General features: G+C 61.2%; 9 protein-coding genes. 2 read left to right on the top strand and 7 right to left on the bottom strand.

The features are described 5' to 3' along the window. Positions 1 to 45 precede the first annotated feature (45 nt). From efeO (HX823_RS00175) to efeU, 4 genes are read right to left on the bottom strand one after another with little or no spacing between them, the layout of a single operon-like run. A complete protein-coding gene (gene efeO / locus HX823_RS00175) occupies positions 46 to 864 on the bottom strand; it encodes an iron uptake system protein EfeO (protein WP_016979902.1) in 819 nt (272 codons plus the stop codon). Between the two features lie 26 nt (positions 865 to 890). Further along, positions 891 to 2,189, bottom strand: a complete 1,299-nt coding sequence (gene efeB / locus HX823_RS00170) for an iron uptake transporter deferrochelatase/peroxidase subunit (RefSeq protein ID WP_177073826.1) — start codon at positions 2,187 to 2,189, stop codon at positions 891 to 893. A 14-nt stretch (positions 2,190 to 2,203) separates the two neighbouring features. Then, on the bottom strand, positions 2,204 to 3,406 hold the full coding sequence (gene efeO / locus HX823_RS00165; protein ID WP_038850448.1) for an iron uptake system protein EfeO: 1,203 nt from the start codon (positions 3,404 to 3,406) through the stop codon (positions 2,204 to 2,206). 10 nt (positions 3,407 to 3,416) lie between these two features. After that, positions 3,417 to 4,262, bottom strand: a complete 846-nt coding sequence (efeU, locus tag HX823_RS00160) for an iron uptake transporter permease EfeU (RefSeq protein WP_177073825.1) — start codon at positions 4,260 to 4,262, stop codon at positions 3,417 to 3,419. 169 nt (positions 4,263 to 4,431) lie between these two features. On the opposite strand from efeU, the gene HX823_RS00155 reads away from it, so the two are divergent. Beyond that, on the top strand, positions 4,432 to 5,448 hold the full coding sequence (locus HX823_RS00155; protein ID WP_177073824.1) for an AraC family transcriptional regulator: 1,017 nt from the start codon (positions 4,432 to 4,434) through the stop codon (positions 5,446 to 5,448). A gap of 85 nt (positions 5,449 to 5,533) precedes the next feature. On the opposite strand, the gene HX823_RS00150 is transcribed toward HX823_RS00155, so the two are convergent. From HX823_RS00150 to mexE, 3 genes are read right to left on the bottom strand one after another with little or no spacing between them, the layout of a single operon-like run. Further along, positions 5,534 to 6,949: an efflux transporter outer membrane subunit gene (locus tag HX823_RS00150; RefSeq protein WP_038850453.1), complete on the bottom strand. Its 1,416-nt coding sequence runs from the start codon at positions 6,947 to 6,949 to the stop codon at positions 5,534 to 5,536. Further along, positions 6,946 to 10,125 (bottom strand): efflux RND transporter permease subunit, encoded by a 3,180-nt coding sequence (locus HX823_RS00145; protein ID WP_038850455.1) that lies wholly within the window; start codon positions 10,123 to 10,125, stop codon positions 6,946 to 6,948. Before HX823_RS00145 ends, HX823_RS00150 begins: the two co-directional genes overlap by 4 nt. 15 nt (positions 10,126 to 10,140) lie before the next feature. After that, positions 10,141 to 11,382 (bottom strand): multidrug efflux RND transporter periplasmic adaptor subunit MexE, encoded by a 1,242-nt coding sequence (gene mexE / locus HX823_RS00140; protein WP_033901191.1) that lies wholly within the window; start codon positions 11,380 to 11,382, stop codon positions 10,141 to 10,143. Positions 11,383 to 11,791: 409 nt separating this feature from the next. Between mexE and HX823_RS00135 the strand changes: the two genes are divergently transcribed. Further along, on the top strand, positions 11,792 to 12,739 hold the full coding sequence (locus HX823_RS00135; protein ID WP_177073823.1) for an AraC family transcriptional regulator: 948 nt from the start codon (positions 11,792 to 11,794) through the stop codon (positions 12,737 to 12,739). Positions 12,740 to 12,761 lie beyond the last annotated feature (22 nt).

Here is a 12,761-nt window from a genome sequence, read left to right as displayed (position 1 = left end):
ACCCAGTGCCTTCAACAGGCGCTGGGTCTTTTTTTTGCGTGTCGCTTAGTTCAAGCCCAGCTTGCCGCGCAAGGTGGACAGGTCTTCCGCCAGGGTGTTGACCGGGCCCACCAGGGCCTTGCGATCGTTTTCCTTGACCTTGTCGTAGGTCTCGAAACCACCGTCCTTGGTCTTGTACTTGGCCAGGATCTTGTCCACGGTGGCGAAGTTCTTGTCGACCTTGGCCAGGAACGCTTTGTCTTGTTTCTCGATCTGGCCACGGAACAGGTCGACGATCTTCTTCGCACCGTCGATGTTGCCCTGGAAGTCATACAGGTCGGTGTGGCTGTAGCGGTCTTCTTCGCCGGAGATCTTGGTGGCGGCGACTTCTTCGAGCAGGGCTGCAGCGCCGCCCACGACTTTTTCCGGCGGGAAGGTCAGGCCGTCGACGCGGGTCTTGAGGTCATTGACGTCGGTGTTGAGCTTAGCCGTCAGCGCTTCCAGGCCCTTGGTGGTGTTCTGCGAGAACAGCGCGTATTCGATACGGTGGAAGCCGGTGAAGTCTTCGGCGGTGACGCCTTTTTCGTGGTCGTCGACGCGCGAATCGATGGACGCATCGAGGTCGCTGAACAGCTCGGCGATCGGCTCGATGGACTCATAATGCACACGGGTCGGCGCGTAGAGTTTCTTGGCGGTGGCCAGGTCGCCCTTATTGATGGCGTCGGTGAAGGCTTGGGTCTGAGTGACCAGCTCGCCGATTTCTTCGGTGACGTAGATCTTGTAGTCCGACACCGGCCCTACCAGGTCCAGCGGTGCGGTAGCGGCGAAGGCTGCCAGCGGCGAAAGGGTCAGCAACAACGACAACGCGATAGACGACTTTTTCATGGGACGATTTCCGCTCTGGGTTTGTTTTAGGTATGGGCAGTGGTGTGAGGGTGCGTTGCAGCCAGCAGCGTGCGGCCGATGAAATCCTTGGGCCCGGTGACGCCCGGCAAGGTGAAGAAGTACCCGCCGCCAACTGGCTTGAGGTATTCCTCCAGGGGCTCGCCGTTGAGCCGGGTTTGCACGCTGATAAAGCCTTTCTCCAGGTCAGCCTGGTAGCAGATGAACAACAGCCCCATGTCCAGCTGACCGTTTTTGTTGACGCCGTTGGAGTAGTTGAACGGCCGGCGCAGGATCAGGTTGGCCTGAGTCTGCGGGGTGCGCGGGTTGGCCAGGCGGATGTGGGCATCGAGCTTGGTCACTTTGCCTTCCGGGTCCTTGCTGTAATCGGGCACCTGGGTTTCTTTGTCGCCGTCCATGGGCGCACCGGTCGGCTTGACGCGGCCGATGATGCTTTCTTGTTCTTGCAGTGGGGTACGGTCCCAACGCTCGACGAAGTTGCGGATGATGCGCACCGCCTGATAACTGCCGTTGGCCGCCCAGGCCGGTTCGTCGCTGCCCGGTTGCACCCACACAATCTGGTCCATGGCCTTGGCGTCGTTGGAGTTCGGGTTGGCCGAACCGTCACGGAACCCCAGGAAATTGCGCGCGCTCTGCGCAGGCTCGCCGGGTTTGCTCGGCGCCTGAGGCGGCACGCTGCCTTCCTGCTTCCAGCGCACCAGCAACAAGTCGGGCAGGTTCTTCACGATGTCGCGCAGGGCGTGGATATTGGTGTCCGGGGTGTTGGAGCTGAATTGCAGACTCAGGTCGCCGTGGCACTGCGCCGGTTCCAGCGCATCGTTGGGAAACCCGATCATGCGACTCAAGCGTTTGGGCTTGACGGCACTGAGGCCGAAGCGCTCATCGAACAGGGATTCGCCGACCGATACGGTGATGGTCAGGTTGTCCGGCGCGACCACCGGGCCGAGGATGCCGGAGTCGGTCGGCGGCAGTTTCGGGTCGACTTGCGGCACAGTGCCGCCGGTCATCAGGAAAGCGATGCGTTCGTTCAGGGTGCGGAACAGGCGCTCCAGGTCTTCGCGGTCGCTCGCCAGCACATCGAACGCCACGAGCATGCCGCAGGCTGGGCGCGGCGTGACGATGCCGCTCTGGTGCTTGCCGAAGAAATCGTGGTGATCCTGGGTCTTTTCGCTGCGCGGTGCGGTTGTGACTTGCTCGGCGGCCATGGCCGGGCAGGTCAGGGTGCTGCCGGCGATGGCGGCGCCGGTGGCAGCCATGCCCAGCAGGACACGGCGGCGAGTAAGGTCAAATTGTTCTGAATCACTCATGTGTGCGGTCGTCTTCACTGCAGGCCGGAGAGGCCAAGGGCGGGGTCGATTCCATCGAGTGCAGCGGCCAGAGCCTTGGCCTTGTCGGCGATCTGCTTGCGCTGATCGGCGGTTACGCTGTCGTAAGTGGCGTAACCCTTGTCGACCTTGAAGACCTGGAGTTCGGCATCAAAGGCGGCGAGGGCGCTGTCGACCTTGGGCAGCAGGTCGGCGGCAGACTTGGTCAGCAGTGGGCGCATCAGGTCGACAACCTTGTGGGCAGCTTGCAGGTTGGCGGCGAAACCATTCAGGTCGACGTGGCTGTAGCGCTCCTCTTCACCGCTGATGGCACGTACATCGGCCAAGCTGTTGAGGTTGCGCACCACAATGCTCACCAGTTGCTCCGGCGGCAGCGACTGGGCGAGCAGTTGTTGCTTGAGCGTGGTGACGTCAGTCAGCAGGCGCTGGGCAACCGGCGCCAAGCCATCGAGACTGCGTTGTTGGAACAGGCTGTATTCCAGGCGGTGGAAGCCGCTGAAGGCTGGGTCCTGCTCGCGTTTTTCAAAGTAGTCGGCGCGGGCGTTGATCGCGTTGTCCAACTCGGCCAGGCGTTGCGACGCGGGGGCCAGTCGTTGGTAAGCCTCGCGCGCCGGAACGTAGAGCGCTTGAGCCTGGGCCAGGTCGCCGGCGTCGACGGCCTGTTGCAAGGCGGTGACGGCCTTGACCAAGGCGCTGCCTTGGCTGCTCAGGTACACGCGGAATTCCGACAACGGCCCGATAAACGCCACCATCGATGGCTTGGCCTTGGCTTGTGCGTCGGATTCGGCGGTCGGCGTTACGTGCAAGGTGCCGCGCGGGTTGCTCAGCAGGCCGCAGGTGATCGCGTAGTCGCCGGGCAGCAGGTTGGCGTTGATCACCTGGCTCAGGCCGGGGGCGATGTTTTCACGTTCTTCAACCACCAGCACGCCGTCGAGGATTTCCCATTCCACCGCGCGGTCGGAGCGGTTGATGATGCGAAAGCTGGCGCGGCCGGCGGGCACCGTCAGTTCATTCGGTTCGCAGGCGTGGCCATGGATGGTCACGGCGATTTCATTGTGGTTGGTCTGGCGCTTGCTGGCCGCCAGTTGCGAGGCGTAATAGAACAGGCCTCCGGCGGCGATCATCACGACCACCGAACCCGCCACTGCCCAGCGCAGGGCGCGGGGTGGCGAGGAGGGTTGAGGAGTAGGCTTGGACAAGAGGCGGTCCTTACTGGCTGGAAACGGAAGAGGGCGAGGCGGCAGGCTTGGACGGTGCGGCGGGCAGGAAGAACATCACCAGCGCCACCACCAGGTAAATCACGTAGGCGCCGAGGGTGCTGATGGTCGGCGCTTCCTGATAGCCGAACATGCCGGCCAGTACCGAACCCAACGGGCTGTCCACGGGCAGTGCGGCGCTGAAGTCGAAGAGCACGGTTTGCAGGTGATTCCATACCCCCGCTTCGTGCAGGGCTTGCACTGAATTGGCGAGGATGCCGGCGGCCACCACGAGGATAAACAGGCCGGTCCAGCGGAAAAACGCGCCCAGGTTCAGGCGCATGCTGCCGGTATAGATCAGGAAACCGACGATGATCGCCAGGATCAGGCCGAGCAGGGCGCCAATCGGCGCGCCTGGGCCTTCGCTTTGTTGGAACACGGCCAGCAGGAAGAACACGGTTTCCAGGCCCTCACGGGCCACGGCGAAAAACACCATGAGAATCAGCGCGGTGACCTGATGCTTGGAACCAGCCAACGCGTGATCGAGGGATTCGTGCAGGGAATGCTTGATGGAGCGCGCCACCTTGCGCATCCAGAACACCATGGAACTGAGGATACCCACGGCGACCAGGCCGACGATGCCTTCGAACAGTTCCTGCTGCTTTTGCGGGAATTCGGCGCTGACCAGTTCCAGGCCACCGCCGACCAACAGGGCCAGTGCGGCGGCGAGAAATACACCGATCCACACGGCGGGCATCCACTGGCCACGGCCGGTCTGTTGCAGGTAGCTGGCGATGATGCCAACGATCAATGCGGCTTCAATGCCTTCGCGCAGCATGATGAGGAAAGGAACGAGCATTCGGCACCGCGTCACAACTAGATAGGGTGCTAAGTTGTAACATAATGATACTCATTGCTAAACAACAATTCTTGACGTTTGCTGAACAGTGGCTGAACGGTGGTGGCAATGCGCGTCCACCCTTATGATGCGTGCCATTCTTTGCGCAGCTCTGGATACGCGGTCCACCATGTCGGAAAAAGACACCATCTCCATTCATCTTGTGCGTGAAGCCTTGCTGCAAAGCTGCGACGGCGATGTGGCCCGTACCGACGTGCTGCATAAAGCCGGCATTGACCCGCAGTGGCTGGCCGAGCCTGCCGCACGGGTTTCGGCCACCACCTACGCACGACTGTGGCGCCTGCTGGCACGGCGCACCGACGATGAGTTCTTCGGGATGGACCCGCGCAAGCTCAGGTCCGGCAGCCTGGCGTTTCTCTGCCGTGCTGCAATGGCGCAGCCGACCCTCGTCACCGCCCTGGAAACTGGGCTCGGGTTCCTGTCACTGATGCTGGAGCGATTGCCCGCTGAGTTGGTGCGTCAGCAAAGCCTGGCGGAGATCGTGCTGGTTGAGCCCGAGGCGGAACCCAAACGAGCCTTCACCTACTTCACTTACTGGATGATCGTCCACGGTGTTGCGTGCTGGCTGGCAGGACGCCGTATTCCAATCCTGGCGATTGAACTGCGCTGCGCAAAGCCGCACTTCTGCGACGACTATCAGGTGATGTTCTCCGACAACCTGCGTTTCGACCGACCCCGCACACGCATGATCTTCTCCGCCGACTGCCTGGACCTGCCGATCAAGCGTACCCCGGAAGAACTCAAGCGTTTCCTGGCCCACGCACCGGCCAATATCCTGGTCAAGTACCGCGACCCCGACAGCCTCGCCACCCGCATCAAGCATGACCTGCGCCAATTGCCCCCCGATACCTGGCCGGAAACCGAAGGGCTCGCTGTCAGCTTGTGCATTTCGGCGTCAACCTTGCGCCGTCGTCTGGCTGAGGAAGGGCAGACCTATCAGGGGCTCAAGGACAGTGTGCGTAAGGAATTGGCGATTGTGTGGTTGGCGGAGCCACAGATCAGCTTTGCCGAGATTGCAGGGCGTTTGGGGTTTGCTGATACGAGTTCGTTTTATAAGGCGTTTCGTAAGTGGGCGGGGTCGAATCCGGGGCATTATCGGAGTTTGATTCTGGGTGAAGCGGGTTAATCAAGGACCAAAAAAAACCCCGTGACCGAATGGACCACGGGGCAAAAAATTGGCTGGATGCGACCAACCAAAGGAGCTCTTTACATCACTTGGCGCTGGCGACCACCGTATCCGGCTTCCAACCACCACCCAGGGCCTTGTAGATCGCAACAATGCCGCGATACAGGTCCACTTCGGCCTGGGCCTGGGAGTCTTCGGCGGCCAAGCGCTCACGTTGCGCGTCGAGCAATACCAGGAAGTCCACGGTGCCTTCGCGGTAGCGGATCGCTGCCAGGTCGGCGGCGGCGCGGCTGGATTCGCTTTGGCGGATCAGCGAAACCAAACGTTGCTGACGCTTGCCGTAGTCGCTGAAGGCGTTCTCGGACTCTTCCAGGGCTAACAATACTTGTTGCTCGTAGGTCGCCAGGGCGCCATCTGCCTCGGCATCGGCGCCGCGCAAACGGGCGCGCACGCTGCCCAGGTCGAAGGCTGCCCAGGTGATGCTTGGGCCCAGGGCCCAGGCATTCGCGGCGGACGAGCCGATCTGCGAGCCACGCCCGGCGGTAAAGCCAAGGAAGCCGCTTAGGCTGACCCGTGGGAACAGGTCGGCCTTGGCCACGCCGATACGCGCGGTGGCGGCAGCCAGTTTGCGTTCGGCGCTGAGGATGTCCGGGCGACGTTGCAGCAGTTGCCCTGGATCGCCAATTGGCAACGCCTTGGCAATCGCCGGCAGGTCTTTCGGGCCCAGGTCGACGGTCAGCTTGTCTGGACGCTGGCCGAGGAGGGTGGCGATGCGGTTACGCTCGCGCACTTGCTCGGCCTGCAGTTGCGGCACGCTGGCTTCGACGGCCGCGAGGCGTGCGTCAGCACGCTCCACGTCAAGTTGGTCGCCGACACCGGCATCCCGCAGGCTGACGGTGATGGTGCGCGATTCCTGCTGGTTTTTCAGGTTGTCCAGGGCAATGCGTTCACGCAGTTGCGCACCCCGCAGTTGACCGTAGGCATCCACCAATTCGGCAATCATGGTGACTTGCAGTTGGTACAAGTCAGCCTCGGCAGCCTGCTGGTCGGCGTCGGTGGCTTCCAGGTTGCGCTGGATGCGACCAAACAGGTCCAGTTCCCAAGCCATGTCCAGACCGAGGTCGTAACGCTCGGTCTTGACGCGACTGGTGGTCTGGCCTGGAATCTGGCCTTTGCCCTGGTCGCTGCTGACCCGGCTGGTGATGGTCGGCATGGCGTCGTTGCTGGCGTCATCGCGAATCGCGCGGGCCGCCCGCAGACGGGCAAAAGCGACGCGCAAATCACGGTTGCCTTGCAGCGATTGGGTCACCAACTGGTTGAGGGTCGGGTCTTCGAACTGCTGCCACCAGATGCCTTCGAACTTGGCGTGGTCATACGTTTTGGCATCGGCAGCGGCCGTGATATTGGCCGCCTCCGGGGTCTGGGCTTTGTAGTCCGGGCCCACGGCACAGGCGCTCAGCGCCAGTACCAGCAAGCTCGGCAAAAATACTTTCACACTCATTGCTGTGTCTCCAGCTTCAAGGCCTTGGCCGCTTTGCGTGCCTCTTGGCGCTCCACATAGCGACGGATCAGTACGTAGAACACTGGCGTCAGCAACAGACCGAAGAAGGTCACACCGATCATCCCGGAGAACACCGCCACACCCATGGCATGACGCATCTCGGCACCGGCACCGCTAGACAGCACCAGTGGCACCACACCCATGATGAAGGCGAAGGAGGTCATCAGGATCGGCCGCAGACGCAGGCGGCAGGCTTCCAGTACCGCAGCGAGCGGGTCGAGGCCTTCTGCCTGTTTGTCCTTGGCGAACTCGACGATCAGAATCGCGTTCTTACACGCCAGGCCCACCAGTACGATCAAGCCGATCTGGGTGAAGATGTTGTTGTCGCCGCCCGAGATGATCACCCCGGTAATTGCCGACAGCAGGGTCATCGGTACGATCAGGATCACCGCCAATGGCAGGCTCCAGCTTTCGTATTGGGCGGCCAGCACCAGGAACGCCAGCAGTACGCAGAGCGGGAACACAAACAGGGCGGTATTACCCGAGAGGATTTGCTGATAGGTCAGGTCAGTCCACTCGTAGGTCATGCCGTTGGGCAGTTCTTCTTTCAGCAGTTTCTCGATCGCCGCTTCTGCCTGGCCCGAGCTGTAGCCCGGTGCAGCGTTGCCGTTGATTTCAGCGGTGATGAAGCCGTTGTAGTGCATCACGCGGTCCGGCCCCGAGGTATCGCTGACCTTGATGAAGGTCGCCAGCGGGATCATCTCGCCTTTGTTGTTGCGCACTTTCAGCTGGCCGATCTGGTCTTCATCCAAGCGGAACTGTTGCTCAGCCTGTACGTTGACCTGGTAAGTCCGGCCGAAGCGGTTGAAGTCGTTGGCATACAGCGAGCCCAGGTAGATCTGCAGGGTGTCGAAGATGTCGCTGATCGCCACGCCGTGGGTCTTGGCCTTTTCACGGTCGATGGCGGCATCGACCTGGGGCACGTTGACCGTGTAGCTGGTGAACAGGCCGAACAGTTCCGGCGTGGTGCGGCTCTTGGTGATGATGTTCTGCACTTCTTTGTACAGCTCGTCGTAACCCAGGTTGCCACGGTCTTCGATCTGCAGGCGGAAACCACCAATCGTACCCAGGCCCTGTACCGGCGGCGGGGGGAAGATCGCCATGTAGGCTTCCTGGATCTCGCTGTATTTACCATTCAACGCGCCGGCAATCGCACCGGCCGACATGCTCGAGTCTTTACGCTCGTCGAACGGTTTCAAGGTCACGAACACAATGCCGCTGTTCGGGCTGTTGGTGAAACCGTTGATCGACAGGCCAGGGAAGGCTACGGCGCTTTCCACGCCCGGTTGTTTCAGCGCGATGTCGGACATGCGCTTGATCACGTCTTCGGTGCGGTCCAGGCTTGCGGCGTCCGGCAATTGGGCGAAGGCCACCAGGTATTGCTTGTCCTGGGCCGGTACGAAACCGGTCGGCGTGTGGGCAAAACCGAACCAGGTCAGCACCATCAAGCCGGCATACAGGAACAACGCGATACCACTGCCGCGAATGACCCGACGCACGGTGCCGACGTAGCCGTGGCTGGCTTTGTCAAAGAAACGGTTGAACGGTTTGAACAACCAGCCACCGAAGAGCTTGTCGAGAACCTTGGAGAAACGATCCTTCGGCGCGTCATGGCTGCGCAGCAACACGGCGGCCAGGGCAGGGGACAAGGTCAGTGAGTTGAACGCCGAGATCACCGTCGAGATCGCAATAGTCAGAGCGAACTGTTTATAGAACTGTCCGGTCAAGCCGCTGATGAATGCAGCCGGGATGAACACCGCACACAGCACCAACGCGGTCGCGATGATCGGGCCGGTCACTTCGCTCATGGCTTTTTCAGTGGCCGGGAACGGTTCCAGGCCCAGCTCGATGTTCCGCTCGACGTTCTCCACCACCACGATGGCGTCGTCCACCACGATACCGATGGCCAGTACCAGGCCGAACAGCGATAGCGCGTTGAGCGAGAAGCCGAACAGGTGCATCACCGCAAACGTACCGATCAACGATACCGGCACCGCCACCAACGGAATGATCGAGGCGCGCCAGGTCTGCAGGAACAGGATCACCACCAACACCACCAGGATCAGCGCTTCGAACAGGGTATGCACCACTGCCTCGATGGAGCCGCGCACGAAGATGGTCGGGTCATAGACGATGCTGTAGTCCATGCCTTGCGGGAAGCTCTTTTTCAGCTCTTCCATCTTGCCGCGCACTTCGTTGGAGATCTCGATCGCGTTGGAGCCTGGGCGCTGGAAGATCGGGATCGCCACGGCCGGCTGATTGTTCAGCAACGAACGCAGGGCGTATTGGCTGGAGCCCAGCTCCACCCGTGCGATGTCTTTGAGGCGGGTGATTTCACCGTTATCGCCGGAGCGAATAATGATGTTCTCGAACTCTTCCTCGGTCACCAGGCGACCTTGGGTGTTCACCGACAACTGGAATGCGGTGGCGGTCGGTGCAGGTTGCGCACCCAGGGCACCGGCGGCCACTTGACGGTTTTGCTCACGGATCGCGGTCACCACATCGGTGGCCGTCAGGTTGCGCGAAGCGGTCTTGTTCGGGTCCAGCCACACCCGCAGGGAGTAGTCGCCCATACCGAACAGTTGCACGTCGCCTACACCGCCCAGCCGTGCCAGCTCATCCTTCACGTTAAGCAAGGCGTAGTTGGACAGGTAAAGCATGTCGTAGCGCTGATCCGGGGAGGTCAAGTGCACCACCATGGTCAGGTCGGGGGAGGCCTTGTCCACGGTGATACCGATGCGCGTCACTTCTTCAGGCAGTTTCGGCTGAGTCCGGGTCACGCGGTTTTGCACTTGCACCTGCGCGTTGTCCAGGTCGGTGCCCAGGGCGAAGGTGATGGTCAGGGTCAGCTTGCCGTCGGCGGTCGACTGCGAGGACATGTACAGCATGTTCTCGACGCCGGTGATCGCCTGCTCCAGCGGAGCGGCCACGGTTTCACCGATGACTTTGGGGTTGGCGCCCGGGAAGTTGGCACGGACCACGACGGTCGGCGGCACCACTTCCGGGTATTCGCTGATCGGCAGTTGGAACAGCGAGATTGCGCCGGCGATCAGGATCAGCAGCGAAAGCACTGCTGCGAAGATCGGCCGCGAAATGAAGAACTTGGAAAAATTCATCTTGAGTCGTATCCCTTAACCGCGTGGAGTCGCAGCGCTGGCAAGTTTGGGCGCGGCTTTATCCGGCGCCACTTGTTCCAGGTTGCTGGCTTCAAGCGCTTGTCGTTGTTGGGCCAAGGCGGCGAGGGTTTCCTTGCTGGCCATCGGAATGGTTTCCGGAGCGACCGGCGATCCTGGGCGCACGCGTTGCAGGCCCTTGACGATGATGGTGTCTTCTTTATTGAGGCCGCTGCGCACGATGCGCAAACCTTCGATTTTCGGCCCCAGTTCTACCGAGCGATACGCGGGCTTGTCGCCTTCCATCACCAGCACGAACTTTTTGCCGAGGTCGGTGCCGACGGCTTCGTCGTTGATCAGCACGGCGGAGTAGGTGCCGCTGCCGACCAGCTTCAGGCGGGCGTACAGGCCAGGGGTGTATTCGCCCTTGCTGTTATCGAACACGGCGCGACCCCGGATGGTGCCGGTGGCCGGGTTGACCTGGTTGTCGACGAAGTTCATCTGGCCCAGGTGCGGGTTACCGGTTTCGTTGGACAGGCCCAGGTAAACCGGGGTGGTCGCACCGCGACGGCCTTGGCGAGCCAGTTCGGTGTACTTGAGGAACACGCGCTCATCGGCATCGAAGTAGGCGTAGACCTTGTCGGTGGAGACCACGCTGGTCAGCGCGGTGACATCGGCGGTCACCAGGTTGCCGGCGGTGATTTCGGCACGGCTGACACGGCCGCTGATCGGCGACGTGACGCGGGTGAAGCTCAGGTTCAGCTTGGCCAGGTCCAACTGCGCCTGGATCCCGGCGACAGCGGCGCGGGCTTCTTGGGCGGCGGTGGTGCGCGAGTCGGCCAGTTCGGCGGAAATCGCATTGCTCTGGCGCAGGCGCTCGCCGCGTTGAGCTTCGTTATCGCTGCGGGTGGCCGCGGCGCGGGTTTGTTGCAACTGGGCTTCAAGGCGACGCACTTCAGCCTGGAACGGACGTGGGTCGATCTGGAACAGCAGGTCGCCTTTCTTGACCAAAGCGCCTTCGGTGAAAGCGACTTGGTCAATCTGGCCAGACACGCGCGGACGAATCTGCACGGTTTCCGGGGCTTCAAGGCGACCAGTGAACTCATCCCACTCGTTGACCGGTTGTTCCAGCACCTTGGCCACACTGACTTTGGCCGCTGGCATGGCGGCCGCTTGGTCCGGGGTCTTGCCGCACGCGCTCATCACCACCACGGCCAGGATCGCCAGGGGGAAGCGCAAATGTTTGAGTGACTGTTCCATGAGGTGCATCCGCCAATGTATTTGAGATGGGCGGATCATGCGCGGCGATGTGCTATGTCACGAATCGAATGAAGCAAAGGTAACTATCATTCGGAATGATATAAGCGCGGGATTAGCCCTCTAGCATGGGGGTTTCGTTAGCAGGCTATCAATGAGATTAATGGCAAAAGTCTTTTGCCGTACCGGTAAGGAACCTGATTGCGCCGCTCAGGGTCTGGCCGGTGCAGGACACCTTAAGATTGTTTCGGAATAAATCAAACTGAAGATCCAGCGCCCGCCAATAGCGCGGTAGAAGGCGGTTCGCGTGTGTTCCATACCCGCTGAGTATTCCTTGAGACCTTATCCATATTGGACGCCTTGCACCGCCAAGCGTCAGCCTGAACCCTATAACTATAAAAGAGGCGCAACCATGACCGTGCTATTGAGTGAGCGCAGCCAGATTTTCCAACGTGCCGATGCCTATGCGGTCTCCGACTACGTCAACCAGCATGTCGGCAGCCACTGTATTCGCCTGCCACCTCGTGGGCGGCCACAGGCGAGCATCAGCCACCGCACCTTTTCCAGCCTGGACCTGTGCCGGATCAGCTACGGTGCGCCGGTGCGAGTGACGTCGGATGCGCTGCAAACCATCTATCACCTGCAAATCCTGCTGAGCGGTCACTGCCGCTCCAATGCCCGTGGGGTAGAGCAGGTCTTCCAACCCGGTGAGATCCTGCTGATCAACCCGGATGACCCGGTGGACCTGACCTATTCCGCCGACTGCGAGAAATTCATCATCAAGTTGCCGGTGCGCCTGCTGGAGAACGCCTGCCTGGAACAGCGTTGGACGCTGCCGCAACAGGGCATCCGTTTCGCCACGGCGCGGCATGCGCTGAGTGAGATGAGTGGGTTCCTGCAACTATTGGGGCTGATCTGCCATGAGGCTGAAAACGCCGCCGAGTGCGAAGTACAAGGCCTGTATGAACTCATCGTGGCGAATAAACTCTTGGCGCTGTTGGCCAGCAACGTGTTGCGCGTTGCCCCGCAAGCGGCTCAAGGCGGTGGTTTCGAAGCGGTGCGCCAATTCATCGAGGAACACCTGACCGAAGACATCAGCGTCGAACAACTGATGGCCACCGCCAAGGTCAGCGAGCGTTCGCTCTATACCCTGTTTGAACGTCAGGTCGGCCTGTCGCCGCGCGACTACGTGCGTCAACGCAAGTTGGAGCGCGTGCACGCGCGCTTGCAATTGCCCTCGGCTCGTAGCGTGACCGAAGTGGCGCTGGATCATGGCTTCGTGCATTTGGGGCGCTTTTCCGAGGCCTACCGCAAACGCTTCGGCGAATTGCCGTCGCAGACCTGGAAACGCCAGCGCTGACAGCCTGCGCCCGGCGGATAAC

The organism is Pseudomonas sp. P7759 (assembly GCF_013386445.1).
Taxonomy (GTDB): domain Bacteria; phylum Pseudomonadota; class Gammaproteobacteria; order Pseudomonadales; family Pseudomonadaceae; genus Aquipseudomonas; species Aquipseudomonas azotoformans_A.
Note: the sequence above shows the minus strand (reverse complement) of the source record. Positions and strands in the feature narration are given on the sequence as shown.